At 60.2% G+C, this 20,592-nt stretch carries 17 protein-coding genes; 13 read left to right on the top strand and 4 right to left on the bottom strand.

The window, feature by feature from the left end:
- Nucleotides 1-24: 24 nt before the first annotated feature.
- The gene (locus SSARUM_RS04885) at nucleotides 25-603 is read right to left on the bottom strand and encodes a lipoprotein (RefSeq protein ID WP_033634001.1); all 579 of its coding nucleotides are present in this window, start codon (nucleotides 601-603) and stop codon (nucleotides 25-27) included.
- Nucleotides 604-917: 314 nt separating this feature from the next.
- Between SSARUM_RS04885 and bolA the strand changes: the two genes are divergently transcribed.
- From bolA to SSARUM_RS04930, 9 genes are all read left to right on the top strand, one after another.
- Complete coding sequence (gene bolA, locus SSARUM_RS04890) at nucleotides 918-1,232, top strand: transcriptional regulator BolA (protein WP_004940361.1); 315 nt, start codon at nucleotides 918-920, stop codon at nucleotides 1,230-1,232.
- Between the two features lie 367 nt (nucleotides 1,233-1,599).
- The gene (tig, locus tag SSARUM_RS04895; protein ID WP_004940358.1) at nucleotides 1,600-2,904 is read left to right on the top strand and encodes a trigger factor; all 1,305 of its coding nucleotides are present in this window, start codon (nucleotides 1,600-1,602) and stop codon (nucleotides 2,902-2,904) included.
- Between the two features lie 438 nt (nucleotides 2,905-3,342).
- On the top strand, nucleotides 3,343-3,966 hold the full coding sequence (gene clpP, locus SSARUM_RS04900; protein WP_016928858.1) for an ATP-dependent Clp endopeptidase proteolytic subunit ClpP: 624 nt from the start codon (nucleotides 3,343-3,345) through the stop codon (nucleotides 3,964-3,966).
- Between the two features lie 143 nt (nucleotides 3,967-4,109).
- Entirely contained in the window at nucleotides 4,110-5,381 is a 1,272-nt protein-coding gene (clpX, locus tag SSARUM_RS04905; protein WP_004940354.1) for an ATP-dependent protease ATP-binding subunit ClpX, read from the top strand.
- Nucleotides 5,382-5,575: 194 nt separating this feature from the next.
- Nucleotides 5,576-7,930, top strand: coding sequence for an endopeptidase La (gene lon / locus SSARUM_RS04910; protein WP_033637315.1), 2,355 nt, complete (start codon nucleotides 5,576-5,578; stop codon nucleotides 7,928-7,930).
- A 216-nt stretch (nucleotides 7,931-8,146) separates the two neighbouring features.
- The gene (gene hupB / locus SSARUM_RS04915; protein ID WP_004940351.1) at nucleotides 8,147-8,419 is read left to right on the top strand and encodes a nucleoid-associated protein HU-beta; all 273 of its coding nucleotides are present in this window, start codon (nucleotides 8,147-8,149) and stop codon (nucleotides 8,417-8,419) included.
- 178 nt (nucleotides 8,420-8,597) lie between these two features.
- Nucleotides 8,598-10,481 carry a peptidylprolyl isomerase gene (ppiD, locus tag SSARUM_RS04920; RefSeq protein WP_033637316.1) on the top strand — a complete coding sequence of 628 codons (1,884 nt, stop codon included), beginning with the start codon at nucleotides 8,598-8,600 and terminating at the stop codon, nucleotides 10,479-10,481.
- Between the two features lie 138 nt (nucleotides 10,482-10,619).
- Nucleotides 10,620-11,000, top strand: coding sequence for a ComEA family DNA-binding protein (locus SSARUM_RS04925; RefSeq protein ID WP_060426635.1), 381 nt, complete (start codon nucleotides 10,620-10,622; stop codon nucleotides 10,998-11,000).
- Nucleotides 11,001-11,154: 154 nt separating this feature from the next.
- Nucleotides 11,155-11,568: an acyl-CoA thioesterase gene (locus SSARUM_RS04930; RefSeq protein ID WP_033637318.1), complete on the top strand. Its 414-nt coding sequence runs from the start codon at nucleotides 11,155-11,157 to the stop codon at nucleotides 11,566-11,568.
- Nucleotides 11,569-11,610: 42 nt separating this feature from the next.
- Here the strand turns inward: SSARUM_RS04930 and queC are convergent, their stop codons facing one another.
- Together queC and SSARUM_RS04940 are read right to left on the bottom strand one after the other, a co-directional pair.
- Nucleotides 11,611-12,309 carry a 7-cyano-7-deazaguanine synthase QueC gene (queC, locus tag SSARUM_RS04935; RefSeq protein WP_039566992.1) on the bottom strand — a complete coding sequence of 233 codons (699 nt, stop codon included), beginning with the start codon at nucleotides 12,307-12,309 and terminating at the stop codon, nucleotides 11,611-11,613.
- A 114-nt stretch (nucleotides 12,310-12,423) separates the two neighbouring features.
- Nucleotides 12,424-14,139, bottom strand: a complete 1,716-nt coding sequence (locus SSARUM_RS04940; protein ID WP_039566991.1) for an SgrR family transcriptional regulator — start codon at nucleotides 14,137-14,139, stop codon at nucleotides 12,424-12,426.
- Nucleotides 14,140-14,243: 104 nt separating this feature from the next.
- On the opposite strand from SSARUM_RS04940, the gene cof reads away from it, so the two are divergent.
- Complete coding sequence (cof, locus tag SSARUM_RS04945) at nucleotides 14,244-15,068, top strand: HMP-PP phosphatase (RefSeq protein WP_033647299.1); 825 nt, start codon at nucleotides 14,244-14,246, stop codon at nucleotides 15,066-15,068.
- A gap of 60 nt (nucleotides 15,069-15,128) precedes the next feature.
- Here the strand turns inward: cof and SSARUM_RS04950 are convergent, their stop codons facing one another.
- On the bottom strand, nucleotides 15,129-16,169 hold the full coding sequence (locus SSARUM_RS04950; RefSeq protein ID WP_015376851.1) for a PLP-dependent cysteine synthase family protein: 1,041 nt from the start codon (nucleotides 16,167-16,169) through the stop codon (nucleotides 15,129-15,131).
- Between the two features lie 122 nt (nucleotides 16,170-16,291).
- Here SSARUM_RS04950 and SSARUM_RS04955 point away from each other — a divergent pair, with 122 nt between their 5' ends.
- The 3 genes from SSARUM_RS04955 (at nucleotide 16,292) to smdB (ending at nucleotide 20,392) form a co-directional block, all read left to right on the top strand.
- On the top strand, nucleotides 16,292-16,753 hold the full coding sequence (locus SSARUM_RS04955; protein WP_004940330.1) for an Lrp/AsnC family transcriptional regulator: 462 nt from the start codon (nucleotides 16,292-16,294) through the stop codon (nucleotides 16,751-16,753).
- 92 nt (nucleotides 16,754-16,845) lie between these two features.
- Nucleotides 16,846-18,621, top strand: coding sequence for a multidrug efflux ABC transporter permease/ATP-binding subunit SmdA (smdA, locus tag SSARUM_RS04960; protein ID WP_060387353.1), 1,776 nt, complete (start codon nucleotides 16,846-16,848; stop codon nucleotides 18,619-18,621).
- Nucleotides 18,614-20,392: a multidrug efflux ABC transporter permease/ATP-binding subunit SmdB gene (smdB, locus tag SSARUM_RS04965; protein ID WP_039566989.1), complete on the top strand. Its 1,779-nt coding sequence runs from the start codon at nucleotides 18,614-18,616 to the stop codon at nucleotides 20,390-20,392. The genes smdA and smdB overlap by 8 nt, the downstream gene beginning before the upstream one ends.
- Nucleotides 20,393-20,592 lie beyond the last annotated feature (200 nt).

Here is a 20,592-nt window from a genome sequence, read left to right on the forward strand (position 1 = left end):
GCCGGGCGGCACAAGGCGCGGAGATTAACGCGCGTTTTGCTTGATGAAATCGTTGACGCTGGTGTCCTGGGCCATATCGGCGATCACGTCGCCCAGCACGGAGTTGACGGCGTCGGTGATCTTCTCGTTGGTGGCCGTGAAGGCGCCCTGCACGTTATAGGTCGAGCGGTAATTCTTCACCTGCTTGTTGCCGTTCTTCGCCTGGGCGATGATCGAGATGTCGGCTTTGGTGGTGATGTTGTAGCGCAGGTTGCCTTCGGAGACGTCCGCGTACAGATTATTGACGACGATTTGCAGCGCCACCGGGCCGTCGGCGCCGATCATGTAGCCGCGTGCGCCCATCTGTTTCTCCAGCACTTCCTGCAGCAGGAAACGCAGATCGCGCGATGGCGTCAGCGTGACCAGCTGGCCGTCGCGGTTCACCTTGGCCAGCGCCTGATCGGTGCGCTGATCCGCGCCGTTGATGCTGACGGTGATGCCCTGCAGGGTAGGATCCTGCTGCGGCAGAACGATTTTCGGCGTGACGTTCAAGGTGTTGCTGCTGGTCGCGCAGCCGGCCAGCAGCAGGGCGGCCAGCAAAGGAAGACAAAGTTTCTTTAACATGTTTTCTGTCTCATTCTCGATGGATTTAGCAATAATCAGAGCGGGATAGCCGACAACAAATTGCCGACATCATAGCATCGCCGCCGTGCGGTGGAAGCTCGGAAGGCGCCTGAGTGACAAATTTTTACCTGCCGTTGATAAAAACACGCTTTTTTGGCCCGCTCAATCGGATAATCCCCCAAGCGGCGGGGATGACGCTCATCATTTGACCGCAGAAAAGAGAAATTTGTCCCGGCGATGGTCTAAACGGGGGGAAACCGGCTAATATTGAACTAGATGGGCACGGTCCTCTGCCGGTGTTGTAAGGAGATCCTATGATTCGCGAGCAAATAGAAGCAAAGTTAAGGGCGGCGTTTGAGCCCGCGTATCTGGAAGTCGTTGATGAAAGCTATCGTCATAACGTTCCGGCGGGCTCAGAAAGCCATTTCAAAGTGGTATTGGTCAGCGATCGCTTCGTCGGCGAACGTTTTTTGACGCGCCACCGCTCCATTTACGGCGTGCTGTCGGAGGAGCTGGCGGACGGCGTACACGCGCTGGCGCTGCACACCTACACGCTCAAAGAGTGGGAGGGGTTGCAGGATACCGTGCCGGCCTCGCCGCCGTGTCGCGGCGCCGGGACGCTGGCCTGAGGGGGAAATTTTCAGGTATCAGTGGAACTTTGCCCTTGAATTAGGGTATTACTACTGACGAATTTTGAAACGGCCTGCGGGCCGTTTCTGTTTTTGACGACGACACGGCCGATGCGCAATGTGGCCAACGTTCGGTCTGTTTTGGCGGCCTTTTGGCGATCGAATCGGCAAAAGTGTGAGTTTTAGCGCGCCTGCGCCGCCTAGCTTTCCTCGACTCGCCATGCATGCGCCGCTATAATGTCGCGTCTTATTTTTCCGGAATGGTTTCGGGACGCTTCTGTCATCAGGGAACTCGGTTCTTATTTGTAGCCGTCCTGGTTCTTGGAACGGAGTTGACCGAGCACTGTGATTTTTTTGAGGTAACAAGATGCAAGTTTCAGTAGAAACCACTCAAGGCCTTGGGCGCCGTCTCTCTATTACTGTACCGGCTGATACTATCAAGCAGGCGGTGAAGAAAGAGCTGATCAACGCAGCGAAAAGCGTGCGTATCGACGGCTTCCGCAAAGGCAAAGTGCCGATGAACATCGTGGAACAGCGTTACGGCGCCTCTGTTCGTCAGGACGTGCTGGGCGAAGCGATGCAGCGCAGCTTCGTTGACGCGATCATCAAAGAAAAGATTAATCCGGCCGGCGCACCAAACTACGTGCCGGGCGAGTACAAAGAAGGTGAAGACTTCACTTTCGCCGTTGAATTCGAAGTGTATCCAGAAGTTGAGCTGAAAGGCCTGGAAAACATCGAAGTTGAAAAACCTGTGGTTGAAGTGAACGACGAAGACGTCGACGCGATGCTGGATACCCTGCGCAAGCAGCAGGCGACCTGGAAAGAAACCGATCGCGCAGCGGAAGCTGAAGATCGCGTGACCGTTGACTTCACCGGTTCTATCGACGGTGAAGAGTTCGAAGGCGGCAAAGCGTCCGACTTCGTACTGGCAATGGGCCAGGGCCGCATGATCCCAGGCTTCGAAGAAGGCCTGGTCGGTCACAAAGCGGGCGAAGAGTTCTCCATCGACGTGAACTTCCCGGAAGATTACCACGCGGAAAACCTGAAGGGCAAAGCGGCCAAATTCGCTATCGTGCTGAAGAAAGTTGAAGAGCGCGAACTGCCGGAGCTGACCGAAGAGTTCATCAAGCGTTTCGGCGTGGCGGACGGTTCCGTTGCCGGCCTGCGCACCGAAGTTCGCAAGAACATGGAGCGCGAGCTGAAAGGCGCCGTGCGTAACCGCATCAAGTCTCAGGCGATCGACGGCCTGGTGAGCGCGAACGAAATCGACGTGCCTGCTGCCCTGATCGACGGTGAAATCGACGTGCTGCGTCGTCAGGCTGCACAGCGTTTCGGCGGCAACGAGAAGCAAGCGCTGGAACTGCCACGCGAGCTGTTCGAAGAGCAAGCGAAACGCCGCGTAGTGGTTGGCCTGCTGCTGGGCGAAGTGATCAGCACCAACGACCTGAAAGCTGACGAAGACCGCGTGAAGACGCTGATCGAAGAAATGGCTTCTGCCTACGAAGATCCGAGCGAAGTCATCGAGTTCTACAGCAAAAACAAAGAGCTGATGAACAACATGCGCAACGTGGCTCTGGAAGAGCAAGCGGTTGAAGCCCTGCTGGCAAAAGCGAAAGTGACTGAAAAAGCCACTACCTTCAGCGAGCTGATGAACCAGACTCAACAGGCGTAATGCCGGCGTGCCGGGCGCCATTAACGGCGCCCCCGGTTTCGCCTGGCGAACCGGCGCACGATGAAAAAGCCCGCAACCTCAGGTTGCGGGCTTTTCTTTTTGCCACGTTGCTGATTAATCTCAGGTTAAGCGGGGCAATATGCACTATATTTACCCTGTTGCCTGGGGAACTGGCTGGCATGATAACGGTCAGATTAACGGCATCGTTTTCGGCGCGCGGAGAAAATCGGCCTCTGGGCTTGAAATCGCGCCGGGATCCCCCAATCTGTAAAGAATAATTCTGGGGCTGTTTGCCAAAGTGCGCGGGATGAAATAACCGTCGGGTACGTGCGGCGCGGGTCGAATGCTTGAGCATAGTCATCATGGCCGTTCTCAAGTAGAATCGGCGTATTAGGGTGACACCCTGGCCGCCAAGGCAATTTCTATTAGGAGACGGTAATGTCATACAGTGGCGAACGAGATCAATTTGCACCGAACATGGCGCTGGTGCCGATGGTGGTAGAGCAGACTTCACGCGGGGAGCGTTCTTACGACATCTATTCCCGCCTGCTGAAAGAGCGCATCATTTTCCTGACCGGCCAGGTGGAAGATCACATGGCCAACCTGATCGTGGCGCAAATGCTGTTCCTCGAAGCGGAAAGCCCGGAAAAAGACATTTTCCTCTACATCAACTCGCCGGGCGGGGTGATCACCGCGGGCATGTCGATTTACGACACCATGAAGTTCATCAAGCCGGACGTCAGCACCATCTGTATGGGGCAGGCGTGCTCGATGGGCTCCTTCCTGCTGACCGCGGGCGCCAAAGGCAAACGTTTCTGCTTGCCGAACTCGCGCGTGATGATTCACCAGCCGCTGGGCGGCTACCAGGGCCAGGCGACGGACATCGAAATCCACGCGCGCGAAATCCTCAAGGTGAAAGCGCGCATGAACGAACTGATGGCGGAACATACCGGCCAGCCGCTGGAGCAGATCGAGCGCGACACCGAGCGCGATCGCTTTATGACCGCGGAAGAAGCTGTGGAATACGGCCTGGTTGACGGCATTCTGACACACCGCAGCTAGAACCACGCGGCGCCGATGGACTATAGTAATCAGAGTGGGCAGGGGCTCGCTCTGCTGTGGCCACTCGGCGTTCCCGATATGAGTTTGGGCGCACTGCCGCCGTGATTTTCCTGCGGGACAAGACTAAAGAAGAGGTTTGACTGATGACAGATAAGCGCAAAGACGGTTCAGGAAAGCTGCTGTACTGCTCTTTTTGCGGCAAAAGCCAGCATGAAGTGCGTAAGCTGATTGCCGGGCCGTCAGTGTATATCTGCGATGAATGTGTCGATCTGTGTAACGACATTATTCGCGAAGAGATTAAAGAAGTTGCCCCGCATCGTGAGCGCAGTGCGCTGCCGACGCCGCACGAGATCCGCCACCACCTGGATGACTACGTCATCGGCCAGGAGCAGGCGAAGAAAGTGCTGGCGGTTGCGGTGTACAACCACTACAAACGCCTGCGCAACGGCGATACCAGCAACGGTATCGAGTTGGGCAAGAGCAACATCTTGCTGATCGGCCCGACCGGCAGCGGCAAAACCCTGCTGGCGGAAACGCTGGCGCGCTTCCTGGACGTGCCGTTCACCATGGCCGACGCCACCACGCTGACCGAAGCCGGTTACGTGGGCGAGGACGTGGAAAATATTATCCAGAAGCTGTTGCAAAAATGTGACTATGACGTGCAGAAAGCGCAGCGCGGCATCGTTTATATCGATGAAATCGATAAGATTTCCCGCAAGTCCGACAACCCGTCGATCACGCGTGACGTCTCGGGTGAGGGCGTGCAGCAGGCGCTGCTGAAGCTGATTGAAGGCACCATCGCCGCGGTTCCGCCGCAGGGTGGGCGCAAGCATCCGCAACAGGAGTTCCTGCAGGTTGATACCTCCAAGATCCTGTTTATCTGCGGCGGCGCTTTCGCCGGCCTGGATAAGGTGATCGGTCAGCGCGTCAACACCGGCTCCGGCATCGGCTTCGGCGCGACCGTCAAGGGCGAGTCCGAGAAGGCGACCGAGGGCGAACTGCTGCTGCAGGCCGAACCGGAAGATTTGATCAAGTTCGGTCTGATCCCAGAGTTCATCGGCCGTCTGCCGGTGGTGGCGACCCTGAGCGAGCTGAGCGAAGATGCGCTGATTCAGATCCTGAAAGAGCCGAAGAACGCCCTGACCAAGCAGTATCAGGCGCTGTTCAATCTGGAAGGCGTGGAGCTGGAGTTCCGCGACGAAGCGCTGAACGCCATCGCCAAGAAAGCCATGGCGCGCAAAACCGGCGCCCGCGGCCTGCGTTCCATCGTGGAAGGCGCGCTGCTCGACACCATGTACGATCTGCCGTCGATGGACAGCGTAGACAAAGTGGTGATCGACGAGTCGGTCATCGCCGGCCAATCCAAGCCGCTGTTGATCTACGGCAAGCCGGAAGCCCAGGCATCTGGCGAATAATTAGCCAGTTAAACCAGAGCGTTATCAGCAAAATGGGGGATTTCATCCCCCATTTCTTTTTCCTGCATTCTTGCCGTTGAATGTAAGAGATTCATCCCCATATACTCATTAACCAGATTTTATGAAACGTTAGATGCTTGCGTCTCATGAGATTCCCCCTCAACCTGGCGGAAATTAAACTAAGAGAGAGCTCTATGAACCCTGAGCGTTCCGAACGCATTGAAATCCCCGTCCTGCCATTGCGCGACGTGGTGGTTTATCCGCACATGGTGATCCCGTTATTTGTTGGCCGGGAAAAATCGATTCGGTGCCTCGAAGCCGCAATGGATCACGATAAGAAGATCATGCTGGTGGCACAGAAAGAGGCCTCAACGGATGAACCTGGCATTAACGACTTGTTCTCGGTTGGCACCGTAGCGTCGATCCTGCAGATGTTGAAGCTGCCGGACGGCACGGTAAAAGTGCTGGTCGAGGGGCTGCAGCGCGCACGCATCACTACGCTGTCCGACAGCGGTGAGCATTTTGCCGCGCAGGCGGAATACCTTGAGTCGCCAGCGATCGACGAGCGCGAGCAGGAAGTGCTGGTGCGCACCGCGATCAATCAGTTTGAAGGCTATATCAAGCTGAACAAAAAAATCCCGCCGGAGGTGCTGACTTCACTGAACAGCATCGACGACGCCGCGCGCCTGGCGGACACCATCGCTGCCCATATGCCGCTGAAACTCAGCGACAAGCAGTCGGTGCTCGAGATGTCCGACATCACCGAGCGCCTGGAATACCTGATGGCGATGATGGAATCGGAGATCGACCTGCTGCAGGTCGAGAAACGCATCCGCAACCGCGTCAAGAAGCAGATGGAGAAGAGCCAGCGCGAGTACTATCTGAATGAGCAGATGAAGGCGATTCAGAAAGAACTGGGCGAGATGGACGACGCGCCGGACGAGCACGAAGCGCTGAAGCGCAAGATCGATGCGGCGAAAATGCCGAAAGAGGCGCGCGAGAAAACCGAAGCGGAACTGCAAAAGCTGAAGATGATGTCGCCGATGTCGGCGGAAGCGACCGTGGTGCGCGGCTACATCGACTGGATGCTGCAGGTGCCGTGGAATGCGCGCAGCAAGGTGAAAAAAGACCTGAACAAGGCGCAGGAAGTGCTCGATACCGATCACTACGGCCTGGAGCGCGTCAAGGATCGCATTCTCGAGTACCTCGCGGTGCAGAGCCGCGTTAGCAAAATCAAGGGGCCGATCCTGTGTCTGGTGGGGCCGCCGGGCGTGGGTAAAACCTCGCTGGGGCAGTCGATCGCCAAAGCGACCGGCCGCCAGTACGTGCGCATGGCGCTGGGCGGCGTGCGTGACGAAGCGGAAATCCGCGGTCACCGCCGCACCTACATCGGTTCGATGCCGGGCAAACTGATCCAGAAGATGGCCAAGGTCGGGGTGAAGAACCCGCTGTTCCTGCTGGATGAGATCGACAAGATGTCTTCCGACATGCGCGGCGATCCGGCCTCCGCTCTGCTGGAGGTGCTGGATCCGGAACAGAACGTGGCGTTCAACGACCACTACCTGGAAGTGGATTACGATCTGTCCGACGTGATGTTCGTCGCCACCTCGAACTCGATGAACATTCCTGCGCCGCTGCTGGACCGTATGGAAGTGATCCGCCTGTCGGGTTACACCGAGGACGAGAAGCTCAACATCGCCAAGCAGCACCTGCTGCCGAAGCAGCTTGAGCGCAACGCGCTGAAAAAAGGCGAGCTGACGGTCGACGACAGCGCCATTATCGGCATCATTCGCTTCTACACCCGCGAAGCCGGGGTGCGCAGCCTGGAGCGTGAAATCTCCAAGCTGTGCCGTAAAGCGGTGAAAACGCTGCTGATGGACAAGAAGCTCAAGCATCTCGAGATCAACGGCGACAACCTGAAGGATTACCTGGGCGTGCAGCGCGTCGATTACGGCCGTGCGGATACCGAAAACCGCGTGGGCGAAGTCACCGGGCTGGCGTGGACGGAAGTGGGTGGCGATCTGCTGACCATCGAAACCGCCTGCGTGCCGGGCAAAGGCAAGCTGACCTACACCGGTTCCCTGGGCGAAGTGATGCAGGAATCGATTCAGGCGGCGCTGACCGTGGTGCGCGCGCGCGCGGAGAAATTGGGCATCAACGCCGATTTCTACGAGAAACGCGACATCCACGTGCACGTGCCGGAAGGGGCGACGCCGAAAGACGGCCCGAGCGCCGGTATCGCGATGTGCACCGCGCTGGTCTCCTGCCTGACCGGCAACCCGGTACGCGCCGATGTGGCGATGACCGGGGAGATCACGCTGCGCGGTCAGGTGTTGCCGATCGGCGGCCTGAAAGAGAAGCTGTTGGCGGCGCATCGCGGCGGCATCAAAACCGTGCTGATCCCTTACGAGAACAAGCGCGATCTGGAAGAGATCCCGGACAATGTTATCGCCGATCTGGAGATTCATCCGGTGCAGCGAATCGATGAAGTTTTGAACATTGCGTTGCAAAACCCGGCCTTCGGCGCACTGCCGGTAGCGGCAAAATAGTGACGAATCGCAAAAACCATTGATAAAACTTATACTGGCAAGCCATTTCGGACTTGCCAGTATTTTTTTGTACCGCTAAGTTAGATCTCTGTCGGCCCGCGTTTTGCCACCCAGTCGGTGGCTTGCTAAGGTTCGATGGGATTGATATAACAGCTGCGCTGTCGCAACCGTAGGGATTTTTCGGTGCGACGATAGAATTCTAGAGGGGATGATAGAGTGAATAAGTCACAACTGATCGACAAGATTGCCGCAGGTGCTGATATTTCCAAAGCGGCAGCGGGACGTGCTTTAGACGCAGTAATCGCTTCCGTTACCGACTCTCTGAAAGCAGGGGATGACGTGGCTCTGGTAGGTTTCGGTTCCTTCACCGTGCGTGAACGTTCGGCTCGTACCGGCCGCAACCCGCAGACCGGTAAAGAGATCAAAATCGCGGCAGCCAAAGTACCGGCCTTCCGTGCAGGGAAAGCGCTGAAAGACGCTGTAAACTGATTTAGCGTCTAACCGTTTAGCGTAACAGGGTTTTGTAATAAACAATCACCTGACGCAGCGGTGCTGGTAAGGTAAGATACAAGGCGCATCGGACTGATGCGCTTTTTTTATTTTTGTCGCAGGGAACGCGCCTGCACAAGGGTTGTTAATCCACATCACAGCGGAGTGTTGTCACACTATGATGGACAATTTACGCGCGGCTGCTAATCACGTCGTGCTCAAAATCATCCTGGCCCTGATCATCCTGTCATTCGTTCTGACCGGGGTGGGTAACTACCTGATCGGCGGCTCCGGCGATTATGCTGCGAAAGTAAATGGTCAGACGATCGAGCGCGCTCAGCTGGAACAGGCTTTCCAAAGCGAGCGTAGCCGCATGCAGCAGCAGCTGGGTGACCAGTTCTCCGCGCTGGCCGGCAACGAAGGCTATATGCAGCAGATGCGCCGTCAGGTGTTGTCCCAGTTGATCGACAACATGCTGCTCGACCAGTACGCCAAGAAGCTGGGCCTGGCGGTCAGCGACGATCAGATCAAGGACGCCATCCGCAAGGCGCCTTACTTCCAGACCAACGGCCAGTTCGATAACGCCAAATACCTCGACCTGATCGGCCGCATGGGCTACACCGCCGACAACTTCGCGCAGTCGATGCGCCAGCAGTTGGTCAATCAGCAGGTGATCCAGGCCTTCGGCGATTCCGGCTTCGTGCTGCCGTCTGAATCGCAAGCCATGGCGGCGTTGGTGCTGCAGGAGCGCGACGTGCGCCTGGCGACCATCGATTTGAAAGCGCTGCAGGCGAAACAGAGCGCCGGCGACGACGAACTGAAGGCGTATTACGATCAGAACAAGAACAGCTTCATCGCACCTGAGCAGGTGAAGGTGAGCTATATCCCGCTGGACGCTGCGTCCATGCAGGACAAGGTGAAAGTGAGTGAAGAAGACATCAGCGCTTACTACGACCAGCACAAGAGCAGCTACGGCCAGCCGGAGCGTAAAAACTACAGCGTGATCCAGCTGAAAACCGAGGCGGAAGCCAACGCGGCGCTGGACGAGCTGAAGAAGGGCGCCGATTTCGCCACGCTGGCGAAAGAGAAATCCACCGATATCATCTCACGCCGCACCGGCGGCGAGCTGGGTTGGCTGGAGCCGGAAACCACCGCCGACGAGCTGAAGCAGGCTAACCTGACCGAGAAAGGGCAGCTGTCCGGCGTGGTGAAGTCTTCCGTCGGCTACCTGATCGTGCGTTTGAACGATATTGAGCCTGAGAAAGTGAAGCCGCTGAGCGAAGTGCATGACGCCATCGCCAAGCAGGTGCAGCAGGAGAAAGCGGTAGACGCGTATTACGCGCTGCAGCAGAAGGTGAGCGAAGCGGCGACCAGCGACAACGAATCTCTGGCCTCGGCTGAAGAAGCGGCCGGCGTGAAAGCGGCGCAAAGCGACTGGTTCACCCGTGACAACATTCCTGCCGCGCTGAACTTCAAGCCGGTCGTGCAGGCGATCTTCGACGGCTCGCTGATCGGCGAGAACGGCGCGCCGGGCAGCAACTCCGACGTGATCACCGTAGACGGCGACCGCGCCTTCGTGGTGCGCGTGAGCGGCCACAAGCCGGAAGGCATCGAACCGTTCGACCAGGTGAAAGACCGCGTGGCGGAACTGGTGAAGCGCAACAAGGCGCTGCAGGCAGCGAAACTGCAGGGCGAGAAGCTGCTGGTTGAGCTGAAGCAGGGCAAGGGCGACGAGGCGATGAAAGCCGCCGGCCTGAGCTTTGGCGCCGTGCAGAAGATGGCGCGCGCGCCGGAAGACAGCCAGCTGGTAGAGAGCGTGTTCGCGCTGCCGCACCCGCAGGACGGTAAACCGGTATACGGCATGTCGCAGGATCGTCAGGACAACGTGGTGCTGATCGCGCTCGATGCGGTGAAGCCAGGCACGTTGCCGGAAGACGAAATGAAAACCTTCGTTGGCAAGATGGAAGAGGGCGCGACCGGCGTCTCCTTCGATTCGCTGCTGGCGAGCCTGCGTAAAGAAGCCGAGATCAAAATGGGCGCCGCTGAGCAACAGCCTCAGTAATCGCCGCATTTTTCTGCAACGCAGTGCAACAAACAAAGGCCGCTTTCGCGGCCTTTTCCACATCTGATATCCGCCGATTGCTGAATATCCGCCGCCGCGGCAAGGTAACCGTGCTGTCACACACAAGGAGGATACAGCATGCAACATTCAGAGAAAAAAGCGTTTTTCGGTTACCGTCGTCACGTTAACGCCGCGCTGACCGCGCTGTTGTTATGCCTGGCTGGGCCGGGCGCCGCGGCGGAAAAAACCGAGGCGCCGGCGCCCATGCTCTCAACGCCGACGAGCAATGGCGGGCAACAGACGATGACCAGGGGGGCCGAAGAAACGGCGGTCAGCATCAATCAGGCTACCGCCGAACAGCTGGCCGCCGCCTTGAGCGGCGTCGGCCTGAAGAAGGCGGAAGGCATCGTGCGCTACCGCGAGCAGAATGGGCCATTCACCCAGGTTGAGCAGTTGCAGGAGGTGCCGGGCATCGGGCCGGCGCTGTTTGAGAAGAACCGCGCCCGGCTGAAAATGTGATCCCGGTCGCGGCTGCGTGGCAAAATGCCGCTGAGGCCGAAACTCCTCTGCTACATTTTACAGGTCTTACCAGTTTGGCGCGTTGACCAAACGGGCGAGGGAGCCAGCGCGGCTCCCTCTTTCTGTAATCACCAGGCAGGAGCGATCGTTCCCTATGCAAACCTTTATCAAAGTTCGCGGTTATCATCTTGATGTTTACCAGCACGTTAACAATGCTCGCTATCTGGAGTTTCTGGAAGAGGCGCGTTGGGAGTGGCTGGAGAACGAGGCCGGGTTCCGCTGGATGACGGAAAACAACATCGCTTTCATCGTGGTGAACATCAATATCAATTACCGCAGCCCGGCGGTATTGGGGGATAAGCTGCGTATCGACAGCCAGATGGTGCAGCTCAACGGCAAGAGCGGCGTGTTGAGCCAAAAGGTGACGCAGGATCCGGCGGGGACGCCGGTGGCCGACGCGCTGCTGACTTTCGTGTGCGTCGATCTGAAAACGCAGCGTGCGCTGCCGCTCGAGGGGGAACTGCGTGCGCATCTGGAGGCGCTTGTGCCGCAGGAAAACTCACGGTAAACAGGGGGATAATGGGCGGCAGAAGCTGCCGCCGTCACTGCCTCAGGCCAGACCGGCCTTTTGTTTCAATGCGGCCATCACTTCCGCCTGATTGGCGCGATACTGCGTCAGGCCATTGGCGCGCAGGTTGCAGGCGGCGCACTCGCCGCAGCCGTCACCCTTGATGCCGTTGTAGCAGGTCAGCGTATCCTGGCGCACGCGATCCAGCTGGTGGTAATAGTCCGCCAGCGCCCAGGTCTCGGCCTTGTTCAGCCACATCAGCGGCGTTTCGAAGCGGATATCGCGGGCGATGCCCAGCGTCACCGCCTTGTTCAACGCTTTAACGAACTCGTCGCGGCAATCGGGGTAGCCGGAGAAATCGGTTTCACACACGCCGGTGATCACCGCTTCCGCTTCCACCTGGTAGGCGTAGATCGCCGCCAGCGTCAGGAACAGGATGTTGCGGCCCGGCACGAAGGTGCTCGGCAGCGCATTTTTCTGATTGGGATCGTAGGCGGGAACCGGGATATTGTCGCGCGTCAGGCTGCTGACGGCCAGCTCGTTGAGCAGCGTTACGTCCAGCACCTTGTGCGCCTTGGCGCCGAGGGCCATTGACAGCTCCTGAGCCACTTCAATCTCGGCGCGATGGCGCTGGCCGTAATCGAACGTGACGCAGTGAACTTCGTCATACTGTTGCAATGCCTGGATCAAGCAGGTCGTGGAGTCTTGTCCACCGCTGAAAACGACAACCGCGCGCTTCATAAAATCACCTTTTTGGGCTTTGGCCTCTCCCGATACACATTCGGGCGGCAGGATAAAATTGCGTTGCGGCGACAATGGTAGCAGAAAGGGCCGCCAGGTGCAGGGCGGTTCGGCTCAGGCCGGGGCGTCGTCCACCGGCGGCGGCAGCCACGCCTGGCAAAAATCGAACCAGCCGTGGGCGGTCAGCGTGACGCCATGCATGCGCGGCGGCGCGCTGATCTGATACTGGTAGTGAAACAGCGGCGTGATGATGGCGGCGGCCATCAGCCGTTGATAATAAGCCTGCAGTTGTGCGAAGCGCGGTTGCTGCGCCTGCAGCTGCTGGATCTGCCGCAGCGTGTCCTGTTGCTGTTGCCAGCGGCTTTCCGTCAGGATGCCGCGCCACAGCGTATCCTGCCGCAGCCAGCTCTCCAGCGTCGCCTCCGGCGCTTCGCCGATCAGGTTGTCCGCCAGCAGCAGGTCGGCCTGGGCGATCTGTTCCTCGCTTTGCCAGCGCTTGCCGGCGTAGTAGCGCACTTCCAGCTCGCAGCCGTGCTGCGCGAGCAGCCGCTGTAGCGCGGCCGTCACCGTTTCCAGCTCGACCGGCGGCCGATACAACAGCGTCAGCCGGGCGGGCAGGGCGACGTCCTCTTCGACCTGTTGGCGGGGGATGCGCCAGCCGGGCAGCATTTCATGGCTGGGGGTGATCACGCTGTTGGGGATCGGCAGATGGCTCAGCAGGCCGGATTGCTGGATCAGCATCAGCAGTTTTTGCCCCTGGGCTTCGCTCAGCACGCCGTGGCGCAGGTTCAGCGCCAGATAACACCAACCCAGGCTCATGCTGCGCTGCACCGGCCGGGCCTGCGCCAAATCGTCTTGTTGACCGATGGTGATGCGCACCGGATGTTGGCAGCTGGTGTAGGGGGCGGCGGTGGGCAGATCGGGGGTGATCCAGTATTCGATGGTGTCCAGATACGGATGCTGCAGGTGGTAACCGGCGTGCTGTTCCAGCCGCACCAGCTGCGGTTCATTCAGCGTCAGCTTGAACGGGCCGGCGCCGATGGCCGGCAGCTCCGGGTGGGTCATCAGGCAAGGCAGTTCCGCCAGCCGGTGGGCCAGCCAGTAATCCGGCAGATGCAGATCGAACTGAACGCACAGCGGATGCGGCAGGCTGATGCGCGCGACGTTGGCCAGGCTCGGTTGGCTGCGCGGGTGGTGTTGCAGTTTTTCCAGCGTTTGCAGCAGCTGGTGGCCGGTCAACGGTTCGCCGTTGTGCCAGCGCAGCTGGCTGCGCAGAAAGAAGCGCCAGCGCAGGCCGCGATCGCTAATCTGCCAATGGTGCGCCAGATCGGGCTGCGGTTCCGGGTTACCGGTCATCAGGCGCGTCAGCCCGGCGTGCAGGGTCGACACCAGGTGTTGCTCGGCGCGGCCGGTCAGCGTGAGCGGGTCGAGCGCTTCCAGCGTGCGGTAATAGGGAATGCGCAGCGTCGGGCTGCCGGCCTGCCATTGCCCGCCGAGGTGCGGGCTGAGCAGATCCTGCAGGTGCTGCGGATCGAGCTGCGCCATCTCCAGCGCCCCCTGATGGTTGCCCTGTTGCAGCAGCTGTTGCAACAGCTGCGCGCGTAGCTCATCCGGGGTTTTCAGGCAGTGCAGGCGAGCGCGTTTGCCCCGGCCGGGCTGCGAATGCCAGCTCAGCCAGCCCTGATCCTGCAGCTGTTGCACCAGCGTGCGGGCGTGCCGCTCGCTGCAGTAGAACATCGCCGCCAGTTCGCCGATGGTCACGGCGACCGGCGCGCTGCCGAGCTGATGGTACAGGCGTTGATATTGGCTGAGGCGGTGAACCAGGCGCATGGGCAGAAATCCGGAACGGTTTTTTCAAATTGTTCACTATTACTTCCGCAAATACCATTCCATACTGCACGGATTGTAATCGCGTTCACATTCAAGAGGTCTTTATGTATCGCCTGGCAGCTTTCGATATGGACGGCACGCTGTTGATGCCGGATCACCGGGTTGGCCCGGAAACGCTGGCGGTGCTGAACCAGCTGGTGGAACGGGAGATGGTGGTGACGTTCGCCACCGGGCGGCACTACCTCGACGCGCAGCCGATCATGGCGCAGCTGGGGCTGCAGGGCTACCTGATCACCGGCAACGGCACGCGGGTGTATGACAACCGCGGCCAACAGCTGCACGCTACCGATCTGCCGGCGGCGGTCGCCGAAGAGGTGCTGCATCATCATTGGCGCACCCGCGCCAGCATGCATGTGTTCCGCGACGAAGGCTGGCTGACCGAGTTTCCCGTGCCGGAAGAGATGCTGCGGGCGCACCACCTGAGCGGCTTTCGTTTTCAGCTGGCCGACGTGCGCCGCCTGCCGGCGTTCGGCAACAGCAAGGTGTGCTTTGTCGCGCCGCACGAGGAGCTGCTGGCGTTGCAGGTGCAGCTGCGGGCGCAGCTGGGTGACGAGGCAGACCTGTGCTTTTCCGCCTACGATTGCCTGGAGGTGCTGCCGCTCGGTTGCAATAAGGGCACGGCGCTGGACCGGCTGAGCCGCCATCTGGGGCTGACGATGGCCGACTGCATGGCGTTCGGCGACGCGATGAACGACAAAGAGATGCTGGGGGCGGTGGGGCACGGCGTGGTGATGGGCAACGCCCTGCCGCAGCTGAAATCCCTGCTGCCGCAACTACCGGTTATCGGCCATTGCCAACAGCAGGCGGTGGCCCACTATTTACAACATTGGCTGCGTTCACCTTGCCTCACCTATTCCCCCGAAGAATGAGGTTCTCCTTACAGCCGGCCGGGTATGACTACCCGGCTTTTTTTTATCCGCAGCCTGGCGTTACAAATCCGCCAGCTGCGCCAGATACGGCTGCAGATCGCCGATGTTATTGCTGACCCATTCCGGGTTGTAATAGGTATCCAGATAACGCTCGCCGCTGTCGCACAGCAGGGTGACGATCGACCCTTGCTCGCCGTTTTCCCGCATCTGTTTCGCCAATTGCAGCGCCCCCCAGACGTTGGTGCCGGTGGAAGCGCCAACCTTGCGGCCGAGCACGCCTTCCAGCCAGTGAATGGTGGCGACGCTGGCGGCATCCGGCACCCGCAGCATGTTGTCGACCACCGACGGGATGAACGACGGCTCGGCACGTGGGCGGCCGATGCCTTCGATGCGGCTGCCGCAGCTGCCGATCAGGGTGCGATCGCCGTGGTGGAAGCAGTCATAGAACACCGAATTTTCCGGATCGACCACCGTCAATTGCGTATCGTGCCCCTGATAGCGGATGTAGCGCCCCAGCGTGGCGGAGGTGCCGCCGGTGCCGGCGCTCATCACGATGTGTTTCGGCACCGGGAAGGGTTCGCGCGCCATCTGGCGGAAGATGCTGTCGGCGATATTGTTGTTGCCGCGCCAGTCGGTGGCGCGCTCGGCGTAGGTGAACTGATCCATATAGTGGCCGTTCAGCTCTTTCGCCAGCTGTTCGGAGGCGGCGTAGATCTGGGCGGCGTGATCGACGAAGTGACAGCGGCCGCCGTAAAAGGCGATCTGCTCCACCTTGCGGCGCGCGGTGCAGGACGGCATCACCGCGATGAACGGCAGGCCGATCAGACGGGCGAAGTAGGCTTCGGACACCGCGGTGCTGCCGGAAGAGGCCTCGATGATGGTGGTGTTTTCGGTGATCCAGCCGTTGCACAGGCCATAAAGGAACAGCGAGCGCGCCAGACGGTGTTTCAGGCTACCGGTCGGGTGGGTGCTCTCATCTTTCAGATACAGGCAGATGCCGGGAAACGCCGGCAGGTTCAGGCGAATCAGGTGCGTATCGGCGGAGCGCTGAAAATCCGCTTCTATTTCACCGATAGCATATTTTACCCAAGAGTTTGTCATGATTTGGCCTCAGAATAGGGGGCTGGTTTATGGCGTAGCATAGCCTGTCGGCAGGAAAAAAGGATTGCCATTTTCCCTGTTTAATCGCCTAATGGGAGAAAATTTTTCTCCTGGTAGCCGCTATGTTAGATAAAACAGACCGTAAGCTGCTGTGCATGCTGCAGCAAGATTGCACCCAGTCGCTGCAGGCGCTGGCCGATGCGGTCAATTTGACCTCGACGCCGTGCTGGAAACGGCTGAAGCGCCTGGAAGACGAGGGCTATATCCGCGGCCGGGTGGCGCTGCTGGATAACGAAAAGCTCGGCCTGGGGCTGACGGCGTTTGTGCTGATCAAGACCCAGCAGCACAGCAGCGAGTGGTATCAGGCGTTTGTGCAGTTGACCAGCCAGATGCCCGAGGTGCTGGCGTTCTACCGCATGGCGGGGGAGTACGATTACCTGATGCAGGTCGAAGTGGCGGACATGAAAAGCTACGACGGCTTTTATAAGCGCCTGGTGAACGGCGTGCCGGGCCTCATCGACGTCACCTCGAGCTTTGCCATGGAAAAAATCAAATACACCACTGCATTGCCGGTGCCGGAGTGAAAAGTTCACCGGACGGGCGGCTCAACGGTGGTATCCTGCTCCGCTGAAGCAGAAAAAGAGACAAATCCCATAAAATCCTGGAATCAAACTGCGTGAGATTATTTGCTCAAATCGGCTGGTACTTCCGCCGGGAGTGGCGCCGCTACCTCGGGGCGGTGGTGCTGCTGATCGTCATCGCCATCCTGCAACTGTTGCCGCCTAAGCTGGTCGGCATCATCGTGGACGGCGTCACCGAAAAACAAATGTCTACCGGCGTGCTGATGGCCTGGCTCGGGCTGATGATCGGCACCGCGATCGTCGTTTACCTGCTGCGCTATGTGTGGCGGGTATTGCTGTTCGGCGCGTCCTACCAGCTGGCGGTCGAGCTGCGCGAGAACTTTTACCGCCAGCTCAGCCGGCAAAACCCGGCGTTCTACCTGCGCCACCGCACCGGCGATCTGATGGCGCGCGCCACCAACGACGTGGACCGCGTGGTGTTCGCCGCCGGCGAAGGCGTGCTGACGCTGGTGGATTCGCTGGTGATGGGGTTGGTGGTGCTGGTGGTGATGAGCACCCAAATCAGCTGGCAGCTGACGGTGCTGGGGTTGATCCCGATGCCGCTGATGGCGATCGCCATCAAATATTACGGCGACCAGCTGCACCAGCGCTTTAAATCGGCGCAGGCGGCGTTTTCCAGCCTGAACGATCAGGCGCAGGAAAGCATGACCAGCATCCGCATGATCAAGGCCTTTGGGCTGGAAGATCACCAATCCAACCGCTTTGCCGACGTCGCGGCGCAGACCGGCGCCAAGAACATGCACGTGGCGCGGGTGGATGCGCGCTTCGATCCGACCATTTATATCGCCATCGGCGCCTCTAACCTGCTGGCCATCGGCGGCGGCAGCTGGATGGTGGTGAACGGGTCGCTGACGCTCGGGCAACTGACCAGCTTTGTGATGTACCTCGGCCTGATGATCTGGCCAATGCTGGCGCTGGCCTGGATGTTCAACATCGTCGAGCGCGGCAGCGCGGCCTACAGCCGCATCCGCAGCCTGCTCGACGAGGCGCCGGCGGTGCAGGACGGCCCGCAGGCGCTGCCGGCCGGGCGCGGCGTGCTGGACGTGGATATCCGCGCGTTCCACTACCCGGAAAACCCGCACCCGGCGCTGCATGATGTGGCGCTGACGCTGAAACCGGGGCAGATGCTGGGGCTGTGCGGGCCGACCGGCGCCGGCAAATCGACGCTGCTGTCGCTGATCCAGCGCCAGTTCGACGTCGATCAAGGGCAGATCCGCTATCACGGCCTGCCGCTGCCGCAGGTCAAACTCGACGACTGGCGTTCGCGGCTGTCAGTGGTGAGCCAAACGCCGTTCCTGTTCTCCGATACCGTGGCGAACAACATCGCGCTGGGCCATCCGGGGGCGACGCAGGCGCAGATCGAACAAGCGGCGCGGTTGGCCAGCGTCCATGAGGACATTCTGCGGCTGCCGCAGGGCTATGACACCGAAGTGGGCGAACGCGGCGTGATGCTGTCGGGCGGGCAGAAACAGCGAATCTCCATTGCGCGCGCGCTGCTGCTGGATGCGGAGATCCTGATCCTCGACGACGCGCTGTCGGCGGTGGACGGCCGCACCGAACACCAGATCCTGCACAACCTGCGCAGCTGGGGGCAAGATCGCACGGTGATCATCAGCGCGCACCGGCTGTCGGCGTTGACCGAAGCCGGCGAGATCCTGGTGATGCAGCACGGTGGCGTGGCGCAGCGCGGCGATCATGCGGCGCTGGCGGCGCAGCCGGGCTGGTATCGCGATATGTACCGTTATCAGCAGCTGGAAGCGGCGCTGGACGAAGCGCCGGAAAACGGCGAGGAGGCGTTGGCCGATGAATAAAGTGCAAAAGCTGTGGCCGACGCTGAAGCGGCTGCTGGCCTACGGTTCGCCGTACCGCAAACCGCTGGGACTGGCGGTGCTGATGCTGTGGATCGCGGCGGCGGCGGAAGTCGCCGGGCCGATCCTGGTGAGCTATTTCATCGATAACTACGTCGCCAAAGGGCAGCTGCCGCTGACGATCGTCGGCGGGCTGGCGGCGGCTTACATTCTGCTGGAGCTGCTGGCGGCGGCGCTGCACTACTTCCAGGCGCTGCTGTTCAACCAGGCTGCGGTGGGGGTGGTCCAGCGGCTGCGTACCGACGTGATGGACGCCGCGCTGCGCCAGCCGCTCAGCGCCTTCGACACCCAGCCGGTCGGGCAATTGATCTCGCGCGTCACCAACGACACCGAGGTGATCAAGGATCTGTACGTGATGGTGGTCTCCACGGTGCTGAAAAGCGCCGCGCTGATCGGCGCCATGCTGGTGGCGATGTTCAGCCTCGACTGGCGCATGGCGCTGGTGGCGGTCTGCATCTTCCCGGCGGTGTTCGTGGTGATGGGCATCTATCAATACTACAGCACGCCGATCGTGCGCCGGGTGCGCAGCTATCTGGCGGACATCAACGACGGTTTCAACGAAGTGATCAACGGCATGGGCGTGATTCAGCAGTTCCGCCAGCAGGTGCGCTTCGGCGAGCGCATGAGCGCCGCCAGCCAGTCGCACTATCTGGCGCGTATGCAGACCCTGCGGCTCGACGGTTTTCTGCTGCGGCCGCTGCTCAGCCTGTTTTCGGCGCTGGTGCTGTGCGGCCTGCTGATGCTGTTCGGCTTCAGCGGCGAAGGCGTGATTGGCGTCGGCGTGCTCTACGCCTTCATCAATTACCTGGGGCGCCTGAACGAACCGCTGATCGAGCTGACTTCGCAGCAGTCGATCCTGCAGCAGGCGGTGGTGGCCGGCGAACGCATCTTCGAGCTGATGGATCGCAGCCAGCAGAGTTACGGCGCCGACGATCGTCCGTTGGCCGGTGGCCGCATCGACATCACCGATCTGAGCTTCGCCTACCGCGCGGACAAAAAGGTGCTGCAGCACATTTCGCTGGCGGTGCCGTCGCGCGGCTTCGTGGCGCTGGTCGGGCATACCGGCAGCGGCAAGAGCACCTTGGCCAACCTGCTGATGGGCTATTACCCGGTCAGCGAAGGGGAAGTGCGCCTCGATGGCCGCCCGATCTCCAGCCTGTCGCACCGCACGCTGCGCCAGGGCGTGGCGATGGTGCAGCAGGATCCGGTGGTGATCGCCGATTCGGTGCTGGCTAACGTCACGCTGGGGCGTAACATCGAGGAAGACGCCGTGTGGCGGGCGCTGGAAACGGTGCAGCTGGCGGATCTGGTGCGCGGCTTCCCGCAGGGCATTCACACCCGGCTGGGGGAGCAGGGCAATAACCTGTCGGTCGGGCAGAAACAGCTGCTGGCGATGGCGCGGGTGTTGGTGCAGGCGCCGCAGATCCTGATCCTCGACGAGGCGACCGCCAATATCGACTCGGGCACCGAACAGGCGATCCAGCGCGCGCTGCGTGCGATCCGCGAGCACACCACGCTGGTGGTGATCGCCCACCGGCTGTCGACCATCGTCGATGCCGATTCCATCCTGGTGCTGCATCGCGGCCAGGCAGTGGAGCAGGGCAATCATCAGCAGCTGCTGGCGCAGCAGGGGCGCTACTACCAGATGTACCAGCTGCAGCTGGCGGGCGAGCAGCTGGCGGAAGCGGTGCGCGAAGAGAGCCAACCCGCCTGAGCATGGGCCGCGATCGCGGCCCTTGTTTCTTTCCCTCGCACCACAAGCAGGCAACCCGCCTGCGTCACGCCCCCTTTCTGCACTTTTTCGACGCGATGCGCACCAAATCAGTGCGCATTATTTAACCCATTCAAGGTATCGGTGCTGCGCTACGTCGCGGGGGCGCCCGCGCGCCCGCTAATTCGCTGAATCGCCATGAA

Source organism: Serratia sarumanii (assembly GCF_029962605.1).
Lineage (GTDB): Bacteria > Pseudomonadota > Gammaproteobacteria > Enterobacterales > Enterobacteriaceae > Serratia > Serratia sarumanii.

Excerpts from the sequence above, each read along its gene's own strand:
- SSARUM_RS04930 (WP_033637318.1), top strand. The coding sequence starts at position 11,155 with ATGCAAACCTTTATCAAAGTTCGCGGTTATCATCTTGATGTTTACCAG.
- SSARUM_RS04940 (WP_039566991.1), bottom strand. The coding sequence starts at position 14,139 with ATGCGCCTGGTTCACCGCCTCAGCCAATATCAACGCCTGTACCATCAG.
- lon (WP_033637315.1), top strand. The coding sequence starts at position 5,576 with ATGAACCCTGAGCGTTCCGAACGCATTGAAATCCCCGTCCTGCCATTG.
- cof (WP_033647299.1), top strand. The coding sequence starts at position 14,244 with ATGTATCGCCTGGCAGCTTTCGATATGGACGGCACGCTGTTGATGCCG.
- tig (WP_004940358.1), top strand. The coding sequence starts at position 1,600 with ATGCAAGTTTCAGTAGAAACCACTCAAGGCCTTGGGCGCCGTCTCTCT.
- queC (WP_039566992.1), bottom strand. The coding sequence starts at position 12,309 with ATGAAGCGCGCGGTTGTCGTTTTCAGCGGTGGACAAGACTCCACGACC.
- SSARUM_RS04950 (WP_015376851.1), bottom strand. The coding sequence starts at position 16,169 with ATGACAAACTCTTGGGTAAAATATGCTATCGGTGAAATAGAAGCGGAT.
- SSARUM_RS04955 (WP_004940330.1), top strand. The coding sequence starts at position 16,292 with ATGTTAGATAAAACAGACCGTAAGCTGCTGTGCATGCTGCAGCAAGAT.
- smdB (WP_039566989.1), top strand. The coding sequence starts at position 18,614 with ATGAATAAAGTGCAAAAGCTGTGGCCGACGCTGAAGCGGCTGCTGGCC.
- clpP (WP_016928858.1), top strand. The coding sequence starts at position 3,343 with ATGTCATACAGTGGCGAACGAGATCAATTTGCACCGAACATGGCGCTG.
- bolA (WP_004940361.1), top strand. The coding sequence starts at position 918 with ATGATTCGCGAGCAAATAGAAGCAAAGTTAAGGGCGGCGTTTGAGCCC.
- ppiD (WP_033637316.1), top strand. The coding sequence starts at position 8,598 with ATGATGGACAATTTACGCGCGGCTGCTAATCACGTCGTGCTCAAAATC.
- clpX (WP_004940354.1), top strand. The coding sequence starts at position 4,110 with ATGACAGATAAGCGCAAAGACGGTTCAGGAAAGCTGCTGTACTGCTCT.
- SSARUM_RS04885 (WP_033634001.1), bottom strand. The coding sequence starts at position 603 with ATGTTAAAGAAACTTTGTCTTCCTTTGCTGGCCGCCCTGCTGCTGGCC.
- SSARUM_RS04925 (WP_060426635.1), top strand. The coding sequence starts at position 10,620 with ATGCAACATTCAGAGAAAAAAGCGTTTTTCGGTTACCGTCGTCACGTT.